This window comes from Archaeoglobus veneficus SNP6, from assembly GCF_000194625.1.
GTDB classification, from domain to species: Archaea; Halobacteriota; Archaeoglobi; order Archaeoglobales; family Archaeoglobaceae; genus Archaeoglobus_C; species Archaeoglobus_C veneficus.
The window spans coordinates 16,867-36,495 of sequence record NC_015320.1 but is presented as its reverse complement, the minus strand read 5'-3'; the positions used below and the strand labels follow the sequence as shown (position 1 = coordinate 36,495).

Sequence of the window (19,629 nt, the reverse complement as noted above, 5' to 3'; positions counted from 1 at the left end):
TTTTATCCCTCCTCGAACTTCACGCTATGGATACATCTATTGCCCTCTTCATCTCAATCCTGCTGATCCTTCTGCTTATAAGGGCAAAAATCAACATCAGTCTGTCCATCTTCGCCGGGGCAATCACCCTCGGCCTTCTTTCTGTCGGTCTCGAGACCTTTGAAGTAGTCATAAGATCCTCGACGTCTCCTTCAACTCTCCGCCTGCTTATCCTTGTGACTGCTGCATTTACTCTCGGCTACTCCATGGAGTACCTAAAACTCCTTGAAAACCTCCAGCATGTCGTTGAGAGAATGACTGGAAAGTTCAGCGTTGCCGTTCTTCCCTTAATCGTTGGTCTGCTCCCGATGCCCGGCGGAGCTTTGATTTCAGCTGTAATGATAAGGGACCTCGTGAAGAAGTATGGCATCACTGTCGAGGAAGCGACGTACATAAACTACTGGTTCAGACACGTCTGGGTTACCGTCTGGCCCCTCTACCCGAATCTGATAATTGCTTCCGCTGTTGTAGAAACAAGCGTTCTGAAACTAGTCCTCGCGACGTACCCTATAGGGCTAGCAGCCTTCTTTTTCGCCCTGCTATCTGCACGGAATCTTGGTTTCAAGTGGAACTTTAGCCTTAAGGACTTTTTCGCACTCATCGCGTCTGCCTACCCCATACTGCTCGTCGCCCTGCTTGCAATTGCTCTGAGAATTGATATGCTGGTAACTCTTCTTCTGTCGCTCGCCATCCTCTACATTCACAAGAGGGTAAAGCCGAGGGATATAGTTTCAATTCTGAGGAGAACTGTTGACGTGAAAATAATCCTGCTGATATTTGCAGTTATGGCCTATAAGGATCTTATAGTTTACACAAACTCCGCTGAGGTCTTCTTCAGCCATCTGAGGGAGCTGAACTTCCCGCCATCCATTGCTGTTTTTGCAGTCTCATTCCTCGTCGGCTTCGCAACGGGTATTGAACTTAGCTATTCCTCGGTAGCTCTTCCTCTCCTCGTCGCCTTTACTGGTGTGGGCGATGGCCTGATTGCGAAGAACCTCATGCTCGCCATAGCCGGCGGATTTCTCGGCGTTATGGTATCACCAATGCATCTATGTTTTGCTCTCACATGCGAGTACTTCAGGGCGGACGTTGAAGGAGTTTACAGGCTCCTGATACCCTCCGTCATAGGTGTTGCTGTTATTGTTGCTGCATTCTTTTTGCTCTGAGTGACTCGATAAAAACGAGGAAGGCTGGAACGACGGTTAGAGCTGCGATGAGACTGAAGATTATTGAAATAACGCTTACGAAGCCAAAATCCCTCATTATCGGGAATGGAGAAACCATCATGGCTGCAAAGCCACCGGCCATCGTCAGGCCGGATGTTATTATCGCTCTGCCGGTATTGCTGACCGTAATCGCCACGGCATCCTCTGGACTCATTCCCATTCTCCGCTCCTCTAAGTACCTCTCCATGATGTGAATGGAGAAGTCGATACCAAGACCTATCGTCAGCGAGTTGAGGCTCGCGGAAACGAGCGTCCTGTTTATTCCGAGGAGGTACATTACACCTCCCACAACCGCTATGACTGTTGTTATGGGTAACAACGGTACAACGGCCTTGCTGAAACTTCTGTAGACGAAGAGGAGCAGGAGAAATACGAGAGCGTAGCTCGCGAGAGTCATCTTGTTCTGGCCGTTGATTATGAGGTCTGCGACGAACATCTTGAGAACGACGTCTCCTGTCAGGTAGTAACCCTGTCCGAGCCCGTAGAAGTTTATTTCCTCTTTAACTCTCTCATAGAGGTCTTTGAACTCCAGCCAGTCCATAGGCGCAACGGTGAAGTAGGCTGCAAGCTCGCCTCCACTTACGTACTTCTTTTTCTGCACGTCGGGAAGCCTATCGAGGACGTTTTCGAGCTGGTAATCGTTTTTTGGCATGCCGTACATCGACAGCAGCGTTGCTATGTTGCTGTAGTCCGTTACCTGGGGCTCTGAAGAAGCAACGTATCTGCACATGGCATCGAACTTCTCGATTGTGTCCATGTCTACTCCATCTGTCTCCATTACGAGGATAACTCTGTCCTGGCTGCCCACGAGGCTCTTCAGCTCGTTCATTTTTCTGATTGCTGGCAAATCCTGCGGAATGTACTTGTAGAAGTCTGTCTGAATTCCTACGTTGCTGTAGCCGTAGAATCCGGCAGTGACAAGGACTACCGTTAGAATTAGAACCAGATTGCTTCTCCTTGCAACGCCTCTCGCAAAGGTTTCGAGATTTTTCGCCTTTTTCTCTTTAACTTCTCCAACTCTGCCGGATAGAAGAACGAGGACAGCTGGCAAAAACGTGAGACTCAGGAGGTAGGCTATTATCAGGCCAATCGCCGAAAGAAAACCGAACCAGCTTAATGAGGGAACGCCGGAGAAGACCATTGAAAGGAAGCCGATAACAGTCGTAATCATCGCAAGACTTAAAGCCGTTCCAACACTGAATATAGCCTTCTCAGCAGCATCGAACGCGCTACGTCCTTTTCTCATCTCCTCCTCGAATCTCGACTGGAACTGGGCAGCATACTCTATGCTGAGTCCTATTAGAACTGGGAAGAAGGCGTTGGTAACTTCGGTTAGGGGTATGCCGAGTACTGGCATAAGGCCATAGGCCATTACGGCGGTAAACACCGAGATAACGAGGGGGAGCATGAGGAACCTCTTTTGACTCACAACTCCCCTGAAAACGAGGCCGAGTATGACGACCATTAGAAGAACTGCGGCCATTCCCATCGATTTCATGCTCCCCGATATGGCCTGGTTAACCTGGTATCTCACCAGTGGATTGCCGGTGGCTTCAACAACGACTCCTGTGGGCTTTGGAACGAGCTGTAGCTTTCTCTCGATCTCCTTGGCAATGACGTTGTACTTATCCTGCGATGCTGTAATTTCTATTTCCATCAGTGCGAAGCTCCTCTTTGGAATGTAGAATTGTGCGAGCTTGTAAGCGTAGCTTTCGAGAGTTTTTTCGTCCTGGGGCAGGTAGCCGAGCCTGTTGACAATGGAGTGGGCTGGTGACTTGATTTCCCCAACTCCGTCTATGGTCGATAGAACATCTCCGAGTTTCAGCATGTACTCGAAAGTTTCGTAGTTTACGACGTCGTCTCCTTTGACAAAAACGTAGGCTGAGGCTATCGAAGTCCCGAAGTCTTTGGTGAAGAGCTTGTACTGCTTGTACTCCTTGTGCTCCTTGCTGAAGTACGTATCAAAGCCCTGAGCGTACTCGACCTGCTGGCTCAGTTCCATGGCCAGGAAGAATAGAAGGAGCACTAAGGCGATTATCGCGACTGGCTGCCTCCTTACGGCCTGTGAAAAAATTGAGAATAGCTTCATGCTTTTTCTACGCTTTTTCTCTTTCTGTAAACGTAGCTCGCTACGGCGATTGCTGCCACCACGATCACACCTATTGCAGCCTTGGGGATGCCCTTGGACTCAACGACTTTTACTGGCATCTTAACAGGCTCACTGATGACCCATTCGTCGGAAGGGTCCTTGTACTTAACTTCGAGGTTCAGAGCGTAGAGCTTCGGCGTTGCATCCTTGTCTGCCTTAAGTTTGAAGCTAACATTCGTTTCCTCTCCCGGCTTCAGGCTGCCGATGTACGCCGTATCGTCTGTTGTGGAGAATGGATCAACGACAGTAATGCGGGCAGTGGCATCTTTAACTTCAAAACTACCGAGGTTCTTTACCTTGACAGTCACAATTGCCTCTTCTCCTGCGGGAACAACACCCATACCTTCTACGCCAAACTTCATGCGCTCGTGAACGGCAACGCCGATATCAACTTCCTTGCTTGCCTCTTTGTCGCCTATCTTGTACGTTAGCTTTAGCTTCGCTGGATAGACTGCTGCTTCTGCGTCCCGTGAAGCCTTCAACTTGAAAAGGGCCTTGCATTCTCCACTAACATCTCCGAGGTAGTACTCGCTGACTATCGCCGAAAGCGGAGGATTGGCAGAGATGCTGAGCTTCGCATCCTCAACGGGCATGCTTATCTTAAGTGTAACTTCCAGCTCACCCTTGCTTCCTGCGTATATCGAGGAGTTCGTGCTCAGAACTTCGACCTCTGGTCCCTCTTCGAGCCAGACACCAAATGCGGTGTTGGGTGTCTGCTTTACTTCTCCATACTCGTCAACGTAAACACCCTTGAGCTGGAACGGATAGTAGCCTGCCTCGTCAGTTGAGATGTCAACGACGAAGGTAACGTTTGCCGTGCTGTTGGGTGGCAAATCCCCAACGAAGTACGTGCCCTTAGCAAGTACTGCTGTTATCTCTTCGGGGATTTTGAACTGTGGAATCTGTATCTGCCCCATGGCCATTGGTGAGAGCATGCTGAGCAAGCCCTGAAGGGTCTGGGCAGGAACCTCTGTGGGCGGCTTTGTGAGGGTGGAGAAGGACGTAAAGCCGGAAGGTGTGGTGAGCATAACGAACAGATCTTTTGCCGTCTTCTCCCCGGCATTTCTAATTGTGACGGTTAACTTCCCCTTGCCCCCAGCAACGAAGTTCTCGGCCTTAACACCAACCACTTCAAGCTTTACGTCCTCCTCCTCGACGACCACACGTAACTCTATGGTCTGTTCCTTCTTCTTGAACTTGTACTTTATCCAGTCAAACCACTGCTTTGGCAGAACAGTCTCGTTTATCACGGTGGTTTTCGTCAGGGTGCCGGTATCATTGTACTCCTTCTGGATCTGGCTCGTAACGGAACTTGGGGTTGGCTGGTAGTAGTTGGAGTCGAGGAACACGTAGTCAATGACCTCGTAGCTTATCTTGAGCTTTAGTGTGTATTCTCCGGCTTTGATTCCTTCCTTAACCTTGATGCTGATGGGGAGCTGAACAGGCTTCATTGCTGGAAAGGCTGCGAAGTACTGACCGGGTGTGCGAACCTCTATTCCATCACAGCCCTCAAAACTAAGGCTCACGTTGTAGGCAGTCGTTAGCATGTTTGTATTTGAACTTATAAACGCATACTCTGTGTAATCATTGTACGTTACTTCTCGAAGAATGGCGTTATTCGTAACAACGACTGTAAGCTGCGATTCACCTTTCCCAACGTGATCACTGCCTGCTATGTATGCTGTAAAGTACGGTTCATCTTTGTAATCGAGAGCAAAGCTCTTTCCAGCGAGCAGAATCAACGCGACGACGGCGATGACTGTATACCTCACACGCTTCATGCATATCACCTGTCGTAGTTGGGACTACAACAGGCAAGAGTTATATAATGTTTGCCCTCCCTTAAGTTTGTGGAGAAACTCGTCGATGCGCTCCGCTCATTTGGACTGAGTGAGTACGAGGCTAAAGTATTGCTTTCTCTCATTGCTGAGGGAGAGCTTACAGCCAAGCAGATTGCCGAGCTAAGCGGAGTTCCACGTACTTCTGTTTACGAGGTTGTAAAAGGGTTGATGGCGAAAGGACTCGTCCAGGCAGGCGGAAAGCCGATGAAATTCAGAGCTCTACCATCAGACGAGCTGATGAACTTATTTTCGAGAAGGCTGAAGGAGAATATAGAGTTTCTGAAGAGGGAGCTGCCGAGTGTTGAGAGTTCAAAAAGGGAAGAGGTTGTGAGGATATACACTGGAGAAGTTGCTATCAATGCCCTTAAAGAGAGCATTGAAGGTGCAAGACGGGAAATAATCGTCGCAACCACACACTTTGACGACATGATGAAGGAACTGCTGAAGAACGCGAAGTGCAAAGTTACGGTTATGGCTCCAAACGTCAGTGGTAGCCTCAGACTTGACGTCGAGAGTATCGAAGGTGTTTGTCATGGAATGCTGCTCATAGACGACAGAGCAGCGATATACCTGCAACAGGGTAACAATTTCTGGCTTATGATTGGCTCGGGCAGTTTCGCCCGCTTTTACCAGGAGTTTCTTGAAACCTTCATAAAGCAGAAGGTGAAAAAAGGTTAACCCGCTTCAAGTAGTTCTATTCCATCGTCCGTCAGCTTCAATATGCCGTCCTCCTCAATAACAAATCCCTGGCTTATAAGCCAGTCAAGGTTGAATTTGAGCTGGAAGTCGCTTAGTTCGAGCTCTTTTTTAACTTCCTCTCTCGTTTTGCCCTGGATGCCAATACACGCGACTATTTTTCTTCGGATGGGATTCATGGATGCTTTGAAGAGCCTTTCGTGGTGTTCTCTATCTCTTATTTTCTCACCCATACTTTTTACTCTGCGCGAAAACTAATTAACTCTTTTGTCAGCTTCTGCACTTTGCAAGCTGCCCGCCTATTATTCTATCAAGTTCCCTCAAGAACTCTTTCTCGCAGCCAGCTGGTATCAGAGCTCCGGCTGCAATGCTGTGCCCGCCTCCCTTTCCACCTACCTTTTCTGCAGCGATGCGAAGCGCGTTTGCCAGATGGACGCCCATTTCTACGAGTCTTTGTGTCGCTCTTGCAGAAACCTTAACGCCCTCGCTATTGTTGGCGAAGGCTATAATTGGCTTTCTCAGGTTCGCCTTGCTGAAGCACATTCCAGCAACTATGCCGACGATGGTGTCCAGTATTTTATCCTCCGCATGGAAGTACTGAATGTTATCAAGTTCGACGATTCCTATTTCGTCGACGAGTTTCAGTCCTTCGGAAAGGTTCCTGCGGTGGTTCTGGAGGAGTGTTCTGGCCCTTCTCAACGCTTCACCTCTATCACCAAGACAAACTTTCAGGCCAACGTCTTCGTGACCGTACCTCGCGGTAGCGTTGAGGAGAGTTGAATATTCCATCGCGTCCCTTAGCTCCGTTCCTTCTTCCTCATGCAGCATAATGTACGTTTCGCCGACGAGCCTCTTTATTGTGCTAACAGGGTAGCCAGCCTCCATGCAAAGCTTGACAAGTTCTGAAGTTAGAGCGACCTTTTCCTCGTAGCTTAAATCGATCCAGCGCCTCCAGAATTCGCCGTCTTTGGGTGATATGCCGAGGCTTTCAAGAAGTTCTAAGGCGGCCTTCTCGTTTCCGCTGATCCCCGGCAGGTAGGGGTCGAATGTGTACTCGAGCATCTTGTATACGGGTCTCGTCTGCTTTCCGAAGAGCCTCAGATCGCGGAAGGCGGAGATAAAATTCCCCTCTACTCCCTCCTGGAGAACGAGTCTGTTAAGACCGATAAGTTTTCCGTGTCTTGAGTCCTGAAGGTCGCCAACAGCCCCAACAATTGCCAGACTTACGAGGTCGTAGTTCAGCCCCATGCTCTTTGCCACGAGGTATGTTGTTGGGGCCCCTCCAAGCTCGTGTGCACCATCAACGCCAAAGTCGTTGGGGTTGAGCTGGAGCCTGTAGTGCCCTTGGGGGACATGGTGGTCTGTGATGACACATTCTATTTTCTTTTCCGCAATCAGATCGAGTTGCCCGCTGCCCAAATCCGTAAACCATGTGAAAACGTTCCTGTCGGCAACCTGCTCAATCGTCGAGGGGTCGAGCTGTTTGACAAAGAGGATGTTGCCTTCAATTCCTGCCCTTTCGAGGGCCTGCAGGGCTATGGAGCCGGATGTGATTCCATCAGCGTCAACGTGGGTGACGACAAGGACTTCCTCCTGTTTCTTTAGCATTAAGGCAACTTCGTAGGCTTTTCTCAGCATCTCCTTATATTTTGCCAAGTCCACGTCAATCAATCTCCTTACTAAAAAATAAAGCTTGCGAGTGGTGCGAAAGTGAAGTAGGGGTTGCATTAGAAACAGAGGATGCATATCTCCTATGAGAACGGAATGAATTACTATTATTAAAGCCAAAATATTTTTTGTCATCTGAGTTAGAGTACGTGTGACTGCAAAATACTCTCGTTCTTATGTATTTTTCACTATTCTCTTGGCTCTCTTTTTTCCATCATGCGTTTTAATTCATCTGCGAACCTGCCTGAGACCTCGAAGCCTTCATACTCATGATCAACGTCATTTGGCTCACAGGAAATTTCATCAGTTAGCTTTCCATCTCTAATCTTTATCCAGCATCTCACGAACTCACCGCATCCTTCGCATATTGTCTGTATTTCTATTTCTCCATCGTAGATGACTAATCCATCTGAGATTATCTGTTCTCCGACTTTGGTACTGTAGAGCAGGTTGTGCAAAGCGTCAGTCTGCCACTCATACTCTTCCTCCTCGTACCCGCAGTAAGGGCACTCGAATGGAGCGATTATGTAGTCGTATGTTTCCATATTTTACTTGATGACGTCAACGTAGATAGATTTAACTCATGACTTATGCTTTCTACATAAACTTAATTCTTTTTAATTTGCTATCTTTATTTGGAATGCATTTCTATCGACTATTGCTCCAAAAATTAGACGAGTTATAATCGTAGTCTGAGGTTCAGTAAAGCATTAAAAAATTAAAAATAGTTTATATTAGTATTCCCTCAACAAAGTCCCTGTGCAAACTTTATTGCAAGCTGAGCGTGTTTCCATGCGAGCTTGAAGTGGTCTATGGCTTTGTCAGGATTATCTGCTCCGAGCGCTTGATAAGCCTTGGCCAATTCTTCTTCAGCCTTAGCTATTTCTTGTTCAACCTTCTTTTCAAACTTAGGATCGACGATCTCTGCATTCTTTGCATCAGTAATTGCAATCAATGCAAGCAATTCATCTGCCTTTGTTATCTTGTCTATAACAGTTTTTACCTCATCTACTATTGCCGCATCTGCATGCTTCCCTCTTTCCTCTACTATCTTGAGCAGCTCCTTGACGGCATGCTTCTCCCTATCGAATACCTTGTGCCCATGCTTTGGATCCAGGCGTGAATCATCTACCCATAGTGCTGGGTTGAGAGATTCTTTTATCAATTTGATAGCCTTGTTTATGTCGTGCTGAGCCTGTTTGCTTGTAGTGTTTATGGCTTCAAGTTCAGCGATTGCATCTTGCTTTAACCATCTTGCGCTCTTAACATCGATCTTTGCTTGAGGGATAAGTACTGATCCACCATCTGCATCATTTGAATCTTTGTAATTAACCTTTGCTTTTCCGTAAACATCGACATCCAAATTCATTCCACTTTTGCTTGACTTTGCTTTAAAACTTAAGGTAACTATTTCATCAGCGGATAAATCTGGGTCACCATCGCCACTGAGTAGTCCAATATTGTTCCAAACGATGGTAGTCTCTCCGGTTACCTGGTCTGTGCTAACGTTATCTGGTGCTACATTGAAGGAACTTTCATCTATGATGTAACTTTGTGTAACTTCTAAAACATCTACGTAATGAGGTATTGTGCTAGTCACCACTTCTTTATATATGTCGTTGAAGACTGCGTCGAGATTTGTTGCATTGGGGGATGAATAGTATTTACCTCCAGTTGTGTTGGCTATGTCCTTTAAGTTACTCTCAGCCGTACTGCCTGGAGATATGGCTAATCCGATCGTGTAAACTGTATAACCCTTATTGGCTGCTACGACTGCAGTTGAGTGAGAATAAGTCCCTTGTCCATTGCTGAGGAAGATAATCACCCAAGATGAATTCGCTTGCTTTCCAGTGTCAAGAAGACTTATAGCGGCGTTCAAACCAACATTAAGATCTGTGCCTCCCGAGCTATCTACAGCATCGATCTTTGATTTCACTAAGGAGAAGTTATTTGTTAGAGTCTGGGTAAAATCTATGTTATTATCCCAGCTAACAACACCAGCCTGATCAGTTGTAGAATTCAATTTATCAACAAAGCTTTTTGCTGCAGTTTTACGCAAACCACTTGGATCATTCCAGCCCATACTTCCAGAACTGTCCAGTGCAAATACTACATCTATTGGTACAGAGGTTGTCCATTCGCTTCCAGTTCCCTGAATAGTTAAGGTTATGGTTGTTTCTTCAGTTAATAGTACTATATCCGTTGGATTTACAGTCTTAGAGACAGTAGGTGGAGCAATCTGTGCGGTAGCTCCTGTCGGCACTATCGCCAAGGCCAATATCGTTATCGCCGCAAACAAAATCGCTGCAAACTCTTTTCGTCCATTCATTTTATTTTCACCTCCTTTTTATTTCTTACAATGTAATATAGCAAATAAGTAATATAAGAAACTTGTGTTATTAAAATACAATAGAATACTTAATTTGGTAAAATATCTACTGTGAAACAGTCCTTTTCAGTTCAGAGCGGAATGGGTCCTGATATACTAACCCTCCAATAACTATCTCGAAAAGCGCTCGTTCTACTGTCGTGTAATTCACTCCTATTTGCTTTCTGAGAGTTTCAACTGACAATAGCTGTTAAGTTTTTTCAATAATAGGATTATAGATCTTGTAGGTTAGAAGAAAGGAAAAGAGGGATTATACAAGCTTGCAGGAGAGAAAAATCGTTAAAGTAAGGGTGAGGTCAAAATAGAGGCGGTTGGGATTCTGAAGAGACGTTCGAGCAGGACTTCATCTCAAATCCAAGTCCCTATAATTGTTTGACAGAACTGCCATTCTAAAAAATACAAAGTGCGGCCGCCGGGATTCGAACCCGGGCGACGGGCTCGGGAGGATTGCCAGATTACAGTAAATTCAGGACTGAATTTTCATCATGGCTTTACAATAAAATTTCTGAGGAAACAGCGAACAAATATATTTCACTGCTCGATAACTATTTGAATGGTAAGAAAATCAAAAACGTACAGGAATTAGCGGCGATTTACGACAGCGTAGAGAAGAGCAAAAACAATTTCTCGAAAGCAGTAAGGAATTTCCTCAATTTCCTCGTAGAAAGAGATCTCATCGACGAGGGTGTTGCTATAAAGTTCAAGAGAGTACTTCCGCTCAAAAAGAGCAAGAGCGATAAGCAGCATTTAGACAATAAAGAGGTGAAGGAAGCCTTCGAGCACTTCTCAAAGACACTCACCTACGACGAGTACCTCGTTGCTCTATTGCTACTCTTTAGCGGGATGAGATTGCGGCAGATCCTTAGGGCTTTAACAACATTCGACAAGTCAAAGCTCTACGTTGTCAACGAGCTCATCGCAAGGTACAGAATCGACGACATTAGTGAAGGCAACAAAGAGGGATTATTCATTTACATGCCGCGCTGGCTTGCAGAAAAGCTCTATAGGGTTGAACTCAACGAGAATTCTGTCAAGGAGCACATAAACTACAAAACAGCAAGCGGAAGAACCGTTTCGGCAAAGTACATCCGGAAGTGGCTAAACAACCTCATGGTTCGCTTGAAGATCGAAAAAGACATCAGGAACTTTATTTTAGGGCGCGTCGGTGAATTACAGAAAGATGTTGAAGCAGACGACTATATAGAATTGACATTGCATGCTGACGAAGAGTACACCCGATTGCTTGAGAACTTCCCGATTGCCGTGCCCTCTCCACGAGGTCGTGGAGAAGGATGATGTTGTTAAGGAGGGTGATATGGTTTGAGATACAAGTATCGTGAAGTTTGCGAATCCAGGCGCAATGGGAGAAAAGAGCGCATTTCAATCACCCTTGACAGCGATCTTCTCACACGTATACACAGGCTCGGTGTTTCAAACATATCACAATTCATCAATGACGTGTTGAGTGAGAAGCTCGAAGAAATTGAGAGCGTCATCGAGAATGAAGAAGACAGAAACATGATCAAAGAGCTGCTGAAGTACCCATATCGCGCTGCACTCGAGCTAATCAGAAATTAACGCTGATTTTCCTTTTTTCCCGGGAAGCGAATTTTATAAGGCTTTTTATTTTTTCGTCTGAGCACGTCGAGTTTATACAGACGTGCTGTAATATACCTTCTCCATCTCGGGCTTGTCACACGAATTTTACAAAAGAATCGATAAAAATCCTGAGAGCTTTTTTAGAAAGCAGCGTCATGATGTACCTTCTCGCAATTTCGAGCTTTTCTCTCAGCAAATTATCATGATAATTTTTAGCTGAATCATACTAAGTATGATGAAATGACACTAAATAACATTTTATCATAGCAAGATATTTATAATTGAAGCGAAATTTGAATATGTGAAGCGGCAGCACCGTGACACAGTACTACTTTTCGCAGCGTTCGTCGTTGCTGAGCTATTGCTCGACGCAGTAGCGGGCGATTGGCTGAAGAGCCTCGTAGCGAGCTACGTTGGTACTATTCCCGCTTTCATCGGGCTTATCGCGGTGCTGCTGCTCGTGTGGGTGAGGGTGGAGAAGTACGAAGCCCTCACCAGCGCTGGCAAAAAGCGCGTAGGAGGTGTTGCGAAATCGTCGAGGAAAGTTGGAAAGAAGAGTATTGTGGAGAAGAAGTCGGGAAAGAAGGTGTCTGGAAAGAAGGAGGTTGGTAAAAGGAGTAGGAGGTGAAATAAAGTGAAGGCGCATGTGAGAAGAACAGGTAGATTTGTGAAAGAGCGATACGGCGGCTACTATGGCGGAAAATGGAGGCACGGGCGCTTTGGCTTCCTCGAAGCGTGCGCGTACACATTGTACGTGCTCGCAGCTGCCACAGCCTGCGGCTTGGGCGGCGATGCACTGAGCTGGTTCGCGCCTGTGAGCTGGCTCGTCGTACTGAGCACCATGGCAATTCTGCTGTTCCAGAAGTCTAAGGTAGAGGTAACAGGAGTCGAAATCGCAGCAGCGCTTGTCGCTATATGCATACCGCTGATGGGGCTTGGAATAATCCCAATCGAAGCTGCCACAATGCTCGTTCTGCAGAACGGCTTCATCTGCTTTGTGATTTCAGTGCTTGCAGCAATCACCGTGGCTTATCAAGACTAAACGCGTGAGGGGGTGGTGGTTGAATATGTTTAATTTTAATTTTGAGAAAATAAAAATGAAGGGGTTTGCTGCCGTACTGCTGATAGTGCTGCTCCTATCTACAGCCACAGCTAGCGCTACTACGATTAAGACGATTCCAGAGCAGATTATAAACCCCGCGGCAGAGAGTATATCTGAGACTTGGAGCAACAGCGACGTAAACGCCCTTTCTGAGCAAGTGAAGCTGTATCGCGGGAATAACGTGCAGGGCGCGGAGCTTGCAGCTCAAGATGGAAACACTTGGGTAAGCACGTGGGCTACCATAATTGCTGCTGAGAACGCTGCAAAGGCTCTGAACGACGGTTATGGTACTGCAACTGCTGCAACCGCAGCTCAGAGTGCTGTTGCTGCATACAGAACCACGCTCGTGCAGTCTTACTTGGGCGCGTACGGTGAAATGCTCAACCAGATAACTAGTATCATCCCGGGCAACTACTTCCTTGGCACTCCAGCAACGATAACTGATTCGATCGATCTGAGCACTGTCGATTCGCTCATGCAGGGTGTATATCCCGTTACTGTCAACTATAACGCAAGCTCAGGGCTTTTCGAGAACACAATCACAATAACAGATACGAGCTACTTCGTGCACCCTGTGCTTGAGATGTCTGATACAATCGATTTGAGCTATGTCAACACTACATGGCTTACAGGGCTATACGGTATAGCTCTGCCGCTCGACACGTACAACAACGACTTTGAAGCGGAATTCAACATCACTGATCCGACGTACTTCGTCGATCCGTTGAACACATCGTACGCCGATCTGTACATCGTTATGAGTTCTCCAGATGCAACGTCGTACACAATCAGCTATACAATCAACTACCTTGGAGTTGACTACTATGGTACTGTTACAGTGCCCGTAAACTCACCGTACGTGAGCAAGACACCCTCTGCAACGCTGCACATCGTTCTTGACAACACATCAGTTATTACCGCCACGCTGAGCCTGAACGGAGAGAACTACACTGAGTATGTAGTTGACGCAAGCTACAGCGTCGATTACACAGTTGTAACATCATTCACCGTGACAGGTTATGCTTACCCGAGCTCATACTCTGCTGTGAGCGCGATAGAAATCGATGACTCTGCTAACACTCCAGTCTTCACATACAACATTGCTAGCGTGGAGAACAACGCTGCAGCGCTCGCCGGAAAAGCAACTGTTGATTGCAACACAATAGCTGCAGAGGTTGGTACAGATTATAACGTGTACATGACGTATTACATTGATCCCGACGAGCTCATCAACGTAATCAAACAGCTGAGCGATCAGGACAAAGCAAACGCCTTCGCCGCGCTGCTCGGCGCGATGTACACGCCGCTGGGCGAACACATCACGCTGAACCTCGACGCTGAGAAAAGACTTGACGACGCCGTAATAGTCTTTAATACACCGACTACGCCGCCACAGACGTTCTTAGTTGGATCTACATACTCTCTGCCGGCTGACAGCTTCATTTACGGCTTCGACGGTAGCAACTTCGTAAGAGTAGAAGAAGGCACACACACGATAACAATAATCGCATGCAGCGACAGCAACGGTAACCCATCAGATAGTCTCACCCTCGCTGAAGCCCTCGACGCTACTAACGTCACCAAGCTCCTTGAAGACGTACACAACCTCTTCGTCGACGTGCAGTACATTATTCCTGCTCCCGTTGCTGCTGAGCCTGTCGAAACGCCTTCCGACATCCAGGGCTCTCCAGTCAACTTCGATTTATGGTATGTCTTCCTCGGCGGCGGATACACAATAGCAATCGTACTCGCGCTGATCGGGCTGTTCGCAGTAGCATACCTGCTCGACAACAAGAAGCACAAGAAGCACTGAAGATTTTACTAATTTTTATTTTTTCGAGGTGATAACAATGACTGATAAAAAAGATATAGCAAGAACTGTGCTCGTACTGTTGCTTGTAGCGAATATATTTGCAGCACAAGCGATATCACCGGTTCTGATCGCGCTCATCGTCGGAGCAGGCGGCGGAGCAGTATTGGGCTACCTTGCAGGGCACCATCTGGGCTACGAGGAAGCAAAAGAACAGTACGAGGTTGTTCTAAGCACGTTAAAATCAGCGAACGATTTAGAGATCAAAAAATCGTTGTTAAGCAACAAATACAGCACAGAACAGTACTACGCGCTCGCGAGAGATTATGCAAACTTTACTGCCGACTCGGCATGGAATTCAGCAGTTATAGCGGGAGTAAAAGCCGCAAAGGCGGGAGAAGATCCGATCTCGGCAGCAGTCGACGTGCTTGTGAACTACTACTACAATGTTACTAATGTCAGCGTAATGAAATATAATGTACATCAAGAAATGATTGCTTCATACCTCAACGAGCATGCTGAAAAGGCAGGAGTCAGCGTGATTAAGTTTGAAGCAGAAGAAGTCGATGGCTTCTTCTATGAATCCTTCGAGTACGTGCCCGATACGGCAGAATGGAAACACTGCTACGGTTTAACGTGTTCTCTCACTGACGACAGCAACGTAGAGTTCTACGTCAAGCCCTACAAAACCGTGAGCGCGTGCGGCTTTACTTTCCAGTTGTACGCTGTTTACGTCTCTGTTGCGGGCACAGAATATCGTATAACTACCGACGTCGAGTATGGCGACGTAGATGTGAGTATTAACGAATCACTGCTGATTGAGACGCTCAACGCGCTCGACTTCCAATACCATCGCATCTTTGACAACTTCGAGACAGTGATGCAGCAGATCGCCGCACAGGCAGGAACCCTTGACGTTGAAGATCTGATTACGCCGCTGACGCTCGCTAGCACCGCTGCAACCGATGCACAGAGCACAGGGTACTATGCATATGCCGCCGCAGCCCTTGTATCGCTTGGGCTGCCTTTGGCAGGCGGAATCAACACAACGATGGAGATTCAGCTCGACGACGGCACACAGATGGCAGGAATGCTCTTTACGACGTGGGATATCACGTACGAAGTCGGCGAGACGTACACGGTGCCTTCAGGAGAGCTCGTTTACTTCTTAGACGAAAGTGGGTTGCTTTACAAGCTCGATCCAGGCAGTACGTTCACGATCACAAAGATCAAAGATTTCAGAGGTAACGAACTGCAGAGTACAACCGTGAACAAGTACGTGAGACAGGTAAACGTCGACGAGGTCGCCCAGCAGCTCGAAGAAATCAGAACGCTGCAGAAGCAGTGGGAAGAGATCCAGGTGCCCGCAATCGGCGCGGGAGCTACTCAGGGAACTATCGTTGCGTGGTTGTACAAGCTCTTTGGTGCAAATTGGCAGCTTTGGGTAGCTGGAATTGCAATATTCGTGCTAGCGCTTGCAGTACTGTCGTCGAGAAAATGATTGCTTTTATTTTTCTTAGCAAAGAGGTGGTGGTTTAGTCGTGGCAAAGGGGAAGTCTGCTAAGAGATCTGCAAAAAATGTTGTAAGAAATCGACAGAAAAAGAACAAACAGCCGCATGGGAAGAACAAGCAGCAGAAAAAGAGAGGATTGTTCGCTCCAGCGAAAAACAAGACTGCGTCAAAGAATATCAGCATAGAATCTCCTTCAAAAGCGAGAAAGAGCGTGGCATGGTTAAGAAAACAGATCAGGAACCACCGTCTGAGCATTACCAAAGCCGTGCAGTACGCAAACTGCGCCGCGAACAGGGCTAAAGCGATGCTAAAACGCAAGAACCTGTCGAGAAAAGAGCGAAAAGAGCTGAAAGAGGTTCATAGTATCTACAGAAGATTTGTTGAAAAGAACAAAAAGAGTAAAAGTTAGTTTTCATTTTTTTATAATTCCTGTGTTTAAAAAATCAGGAGGTGGCACGTATCGGGAAGGCTATAAGCGAATTGAATAAAAATGTTGAAAAGGTCTTTAGCAAATTGAGGTGGTTTACAGCTTTAGCAGTTATCACTCTCGTCGCATTTAGCTGTATAGTTGAAAATGTAAGCGCTGCAGACGTAAACAACAGTGCTAACACCGTAGTGTTGAAAAAAACACCGATCCCGGCGATCACACCAATTGCCACACCAACACTTACGCCGACTCCTACGCCTTCACCTACTCCTACACCATCGCCTACGCCGGCGCCAAAGAACGAAAACACGGTCGACCTCGGCACGTTTGGCGCTAAGCAGCAGAATATTCACTACTGGAGCAAAGAAACGCAGCAATACTTCGTAAATCTCAACTCAAAGGTGCAGATCGACAATTTCACGTACGTCAAGGATTACGATTTGTTTGCAGATCCAGCATGGGTAATCATCCACAGCGACAGAACACAGCTTATCTGCGTCGTCGACGTCTTTTCAGGGCAGTGGAAACGAACAGTAATCCACAGAGGAGACACAAGATTAAACCTTTCGGATGTTGGAGAATATGCGGGGCTTAGAATTATAAGTATCAGTACTGTCGCGGGCTTCGGGCTGCTCAAAGCGAAGAGAGAACCTCTGAGCTTTGAAGATTATCCCGTAGCAATCCTGAAGAGCGAGATGGCTAAATGGGGATGGCAAAGAGCTGCCGCTGCAGCTGCAATTGCCGCCGCGGGAGCAGCATACGCCGCATTTTTGCGAACAGAACTGCTCATAAGAGGTAGAAGGCGTGAAATCCTGTATGCGCTGTTCCCGGTAATGCTCATATTATTCGTCTTGGGATTCAGCTATCACACCACTACCGTACATGAGGTCGTGCAGGGAAACACCACGATAACAAAAACAGTGCCCGCCCTGGAGTGGGATCGCTATAATATCAAAGATATGTGGAACTGGGCTTTCGCGTGCTTTTTCGTCGCCGGGTACTTTGCCGGGTTGAAGGTAACAGAGCCTTCGTACTTTACACTGATACGCCCACTCTTATCCCGTATAGAAGTCGTGAGACTGCCGATTAACCGTAAAGGCATCGTGAGAGACGAATCAGGAGATTTAGCCGTGTTGGAGTTTGATCACGCGGGATATCTCGATATCGCTGTCGATGGGCTTGAAGACAGCGCTTTGATTGAAATAGACAGGAATGAGTACGAGCTCGAAAAAACAATCTACAAAGCCGACAAACGCTTCACCGCAGCAATGGCGCTTGCTGTTGCGGCTATTTGCGTTGTTGCTAACTATATAGACGTATTCAAGATTGATTTAGTGAGTACATTGACTTTAGCAGCTGCTGCAGCTTTCCTGTACAATATATCAGTGTTATTCACGCTGAAACAGCCCAAGAAAGTGATTAAGGTTATCTCGACGGAGATGCTCGACAATCAGACGTATGCACAGGAGCTCGTTGCAAGAGCTGACAGGAAACTGAAGCTCATTGCTAAGAAGTACAACCAGCTAATCGACGAGCTCGTTAAGGTACAGACAGAATCTGTTGCAGAGGTCACGAAGAGATTACTGAACCTTGCAGAGTTGCTCGAACCACAGACTCCGACGAGCTCGTCGAGAGCGTACGACGAAGACTTCGACGAGGTGGGCGACGATGAGTAGAAAGCGTCTGAGCAAGGGCGGCGTCGAGATAGAAGCTGAGGAACCTCTGAAAAAGCTACAACGCCTTAAAACGCAGCGATTCATTAAACAGAGACAGCTTTCCCCTCATTTTCTTGATCCGCTTGGAGAGCACGTTTACTTAGTGCTACACACCGCAGAAGCACGCTTTGGGATTGAAGCACGCAAAAAGCTCGAAAGTATCCTCTATCCCGCTCAAAACGTTAGAATCTTACGGGAATTAAAGAAAGCAGGGCTTTACACAAAGCTCGACTTGTTAACGCCTGATGGGGTTGATTGTGAAGAAACTAAGAAGGAAAAAAGAGTAAAAAGAGTTTTGGAGGTGGAGGAGGATGATTGGGAAGAATAGAAACAGTATATTTGACAGAATCGAAGAAGCGATTGAAAGCGATGGATTTTTACTGCTCGGAGTTACTGGTGATAAAGGGCGTGGAAAGAGTGTTTTAGCGCTCAATATTGCGTACGAAGTGTTGCAAGAGTGGAACAGCGTTCTAAGGCATACAATCTTTACAATCGAAGACTTCTACAACCTTGAATACAGAAAAGACGTCGAGCGCGCTGCCGATGGGAGGGTAAAAATCGCGGTTTGGGATGACTTTGCACTGCATACAAGCTCGTACGGCTTCTTGAAAGGAGATGGAGAGCGCATAGCGAATTTCATTGAAGAATTCGAGGTTGTAAGGGAAAACGTCGCCGTGCTCGTGATTACTGCCGCGACGTGGGATATGGTGCCGCCGAAACTCCGCAACGCTCCGCACGTGCTGATTAATATGTACGCACGTGGAAAAGGGCTGATTTTCGAGAGAGATGAGAGTTCTCCGTTTGCCTTCCTCAGAAAAATCTTCAGAGTCGGCGGGAAAATCAAATCAGAGCCTATTCCCGATGAGATCTATCGAAAATACAGGATGTTGAAGCGCAACGCCATTCTGGTTAAGAGAAGACAGGCAGAATTGCGATTAGAAAAATACGCTGCCTTTCTGGCAGACAAAATGCTCGATGGCGACTGGAAAGACGAAATTACGCTCAAAGCAAGGGGATTGTTAGATTTACACGGGAATTTGACGAAGTTTGGTGAAATGGTTCTCCTGATGTGGATAAACGCACACGGAAGAGCTCCGAAGTATTTACCTAATACAATTAATAACATACCTGGTGCAGCTATTGTACAAAATGATACAGAAGCAAGCATTCTGAAAAAGACAATTGAAAAAAGGCTTACGACACGAGCTCTCGCTACTATCCTAAGGAACCACGGCGTACGCATAAATCAAGGGCAGGTTTGCACAGTCAGGCGTGCTCTTCTCGATTTGCTTCTCAACAGCGGGAATGGAAACGGCAACGGGAAGCACCCTGTCACAGCTACTCCACCCGCACCTGTCGACGAGGTCGTGGAGAGTTCCATGGAAGAGGTCGTCGGGGAGAGTGGTGTATAATTGTCATTTAATTTTTTGAAATAAAAAAAAGAAAAGGAAGTGA

At 46.9% G+C, this 19,629-nt stretch carries 18 protein-coding genes; 12 read left to right on the top strand and 6 right to left on the bottom strand.

Annotation, left to right across the window (positions count from 1 at the left end; all coding sequences use genetic code 11):
* The first annotated feature begins 26 nt into the window (after positions 1-26).
* Entirely contained in the window at positions 27-1,205 is a 1,179-nt protein-coding gene (locus ARCVE_RS00175) for a DUF401 family protein (protein WP_013682756.1), read from the top strand.
* Here ARCVE_RS00175 and ARCVE_RS00170 read toward each other — a convergent pair.
* The gene (locus ARCVE_RS00170; protein WP_013682755.1) at positions 1,177-3,354 is read right to left on the bottom strand and encodes an efflux RND transporter permease subunit; all 2,178 of its coding nucleotides are present in this window, start codon (positions 3,352-3,354) and stop codon (positions 1,177-1,179) included. The two genes, ARCVE_RS00175 and ARCVE_RS00170, sit on opposite strands and share 29 nt — an antisense overlap.
* Positions 3,351-5,195 carry a COG1361 S-layer family protein gene (locus tag ARCVE_RS00165; protein ID WP_013682754.1) on the bottom strand — a complete coding sequence of 615 codons (1,845 nt, stop codon included), beginning with the start codon at positions 5,193-5,195 and terminating at the stop codon, positions 3,351-3,353. Before ARCVE_RS00165 ends, ARCVE_RS00170 begins: the two co-directional genes overlap by 4 nt.
* Positions 5,196-5,264: 69 nt before the next feature.
* On the opposite strand from ARCVE_RS00165, the gene ARCVE_RS00160 reads away from it, so the two are divergent.
* Positions 5,265-5,933 (top strand): TrmB family transcriptional regulator, encoded by a 669-nt coding sequence (locus ARCVE_RS00160; RefSeq protein ID WP_013682753.1) that lies wholly within the window; start codon positions 5,265-5,267, stop codon positions 5,931-5,933.
* On the opposite strand, the gene ARCVE_RS00155 is transcribed toward ARCVE_RS00160, so the two are convergent.
* The 4 genes from ARCVE_RS00155 to ARCVE_RS00140 all read right to left on the bottom strand — a co-directional run bounded on the left by ARCVE_RS00155 (position 5,930) and on the right by ARCVE_RS00140 (position 9,948).
* Positions 5,930-6,184 carry a hypothetical protein gene (locus ARCVE_RS00155; protein ID WP_013682752.1) on the bottom strand — a complete coding sequence of 85 codons (255 nt, stop codon included), beginning with the start codon at positions 6,182-6,184 and terminating at the stop codon, positions 5,930-5,932. The genes ARCVE_RS00160 and ARCVE_RS00155 overlap by 4 nt on opposite strands.
* Positions 6,185-6,221: 37 nt before the next feature.
* Positions 6,222-7,754 (bottom strand): single-stranded-DNA-specific exonuclease RecJ, encoded by a 1,533-nt coding sequence (locus ARCVE_RS00150; protein WP_013682751.1) that lies wholly within the window; start codon positions 7,752-7,754, stop codon positions 6,222-6,224.
* Between the two features lie 53 nt (positions 7,755-7,807).
* Positions 7,808-8,164 carry a hypothetical protein gene (locus tag ARCVE_RS00145; protein WP_013682750.1) on the bottom strand — a complete coding sequence of 119 codons (357 nt, stop codon included), beginning with the start codon at positions 8,162-8,164 and terminating at the stop codon, positions 7,808-7,810.
* 200 nt (positions 8,165-8,364) lie between these two features.
* The gene (locus ARCVE_RS00140) at positions 8,365-9,948 is read right to left on the bottom strand and encodes a vWA domain-containing protein (protein ID WP_013682749.1); all 1,584 of its coding nucleotides are present in this window, start codon (positions 9,946-9,948) and stop codon (positions 8,365-8,367) included.
* Positions 9,949-10,557: 609 nt separating this feature from the next.
* Between ARCVE_RS00140 and ARCVE_RS00135 the strand changes: the two genes are divergently transcribed.
* The 10 genes from ARCVE_RS00135 to ARCVE_RS00090 all read left to right on the top strand — a co-directional run bounded on the left by ARCVE_RS00135 (position 10,558) and on the right by ARCVE_RS00090 (position 19,586).
* Entirely contained in the window at positions 10,558-11,304 is a 747-nt protein-coding gene (locus ARCVE_RS00135; RefSeq protein WP_048085392.1) for an integrase, read from the top strand.
* A 24-nt stretch (positions 11,305-11,328) separates the two neighbouring features.
* Positions 11,329-11,586 carry a type II toxin-antitoxin system CcdA family antitoxin gene (locus ARCVE_RS00130; RefSeq protein WP_013682748.1) on the top strand — a complete coding sequence of 86 codons (258 nt, stop codon included), beginning with the start codon at positions 11,329-11,331 and terminating at the stop codon, positions 11,584-11,586.
* A gap of 322 nt (positions 11,587-11,908) precedes the next feature.
* On the top strand, positions 11,909-12,235 hold the full coding sequence (locus tag ARCVE_RS00125) for a hypothetical protein (RefSeq protein ID WP_013682747.1): 327 nt from the start codon (positions 11,909-11,911) through the stop codon (positions 12,233-12,235).
* Between the two features lie 6 nt (positions 12,236-12,241).
* Positions 12,242-12,649 carry a hypothetical protein gene (locus ARCVE_RS00120; RefSeq protein ID WP_013682746.1) on the top strand — a complete coding sequence of 136 codons (408 nt, stop codon included), beginning with the start codon at positions 12,242-12,244 and terminating at the stop codon, positions 12,647-12,649.
* Between the two features lie 55 nt (positions 12,650-12,704).
* On the top strand, positions 12,705-14,522 hold the full coding sequence (locus ARCVE_RS00115; protein ID WP_048085390.1) for a hypothetical protein: 1,818 nt from the start codon (positions 12,705-12,707) through the stop codon (positions 14,520-14,522).
* A gap of 37 nt (positions 14,523-14,559) precedes the next feature.
* Complete coding sequence (locus tag ARCVE_RS00110) at positions 14,560-16,020, top strand: hypothetical protein (protein WP_013682744.1); 1,461 nt, start codon at positions 14,560-14,562, stop codon at positions 16,018-16,020.
* A 40-nt stretch (positions 16,021-16,060) separates the two neighbouring features.
* The gene (locus ARCVE_RS00105) at positions 16,061-16,441 is read left to right on the top strand and encodes a hypothetical protein (RefSeq protein ID WP_013682743.1); all 381 of its coding nucleotides are present in this window, start codon (positions 16,061-16,063) and stop codon (positions 16,439-16,441) included.
* Positions 16,442-16,482: 41 nt separating this feature from the next.
* Entirely contained in the window at positions 16,483-18,135 is a 1,653-nt protein-coding gene (locus ARCVE_RS11440) for a hypothetical protein (protein ID WP_013682742.1), read from the top strand.
* Entirely contained in the window at positions 18,128-18,502 is a 375-nt protein-coding gene (locus ARCVE_RS00095; RefSeq protein WP_013682741.1) for a hypothetical protein, read from the top strand. Before ARCVE_RS11440 ends, ARCVE_RS00095 begins: the two co-directional genes overlap by 8 nt.
* Positions 18,486-19,586, top strand: coding sequence for a hypothetical protein (locus ARCVE_RS00090; RefSeq protein ID WP_013682740.1), 1,101 nt, complete (start codon positions 18,486-18,488; stop codon positions 19,584-19,586). The genes ARCVE_RS00095 and ARCVE_RS00090 overlap by 17 nt, the downstream gene beginning before the upstream one ends.
* The last annotated feature ends 43 nt before the right edge of the window (positions 19,587-19,629 follow it).

Coding starts and splice junctions, on each gene's coding strand:
- ARCVE_RS00150 (WP_013682751.1), bottom strand. CDS start 7,754: ATGACAAAAAATATTTTGGCTTTAATAATAGTAATTCATTCCGTTCTC.
- ARCVE_RS00175 (WP_013682756.1), top strand. CDS start 27: ATGGATACATCTATTGCCCTCTTCATCTCAATCCTGCTGATCCTTCTG.
- ARCVE_RS00095 (WP_013682741.1), top strand. CDS start 18,128: ATGAGTAGAAAGCGTCTGAGCAAGGGCGGCGTCGAGATAGAAGCTGAG.
- ARCVE_RS00110 (WP_013682744.1), top strand. CDS start 14,560: ATGACTGATAAAAAAGATATAGCAAGAACTGTGCTCGTACTGTTGCTT.
- ARCVE_RS00090 (WP_013682740.1), top strand. CDS start 18,486: ATGATTGGGAAGAATAGAAACAGTATATTTGACAGAATCGAAGAAGCG.
- ARCVE_RS00115 (WP_048085390.1), top strand. CDS start 12,705: ATGAAGGGGTTTGCTGCCGTACTGCTGATAGTGCTGCTCCTATCTACA.
- ARCVE_RS00165 (WP_013682754.1), bottom strand. CDS start 5,195: ATGAAGCGTGTGAGGTATACAGTCATCGCCGTCGTCGCGTTGATTCTG.
- ARCVE_RS00170 (WP_013682755.1), bottom strand. CDS start 3,354: ATGAAGCTATTCTCAATTTTTTCACAGGCCGTAAGGAGGCAGCCAGTC.
- ARCVE_RS00145 (WP_013682750.1), bottom strand. CDS start 8,164: ATGGAAACATACGACTACATAATCGCTCCATTCGAGTGCCCTTACTGC.
- ARCVE_RS00155 (WP_013682752.1), bottom strand. CDS start 6,184: ATGGGTGAGAAAATAAGAGATAGAGAACACCACGAAAGGCTCTTCAAA.
- ARCVE_RS00140 (WP_013682749.1), bottom strand. CDS start 9,948: ATGAATGGACGAAAAGAGTTTGCAGCGATTTTGTTTGCGGCGATAACG.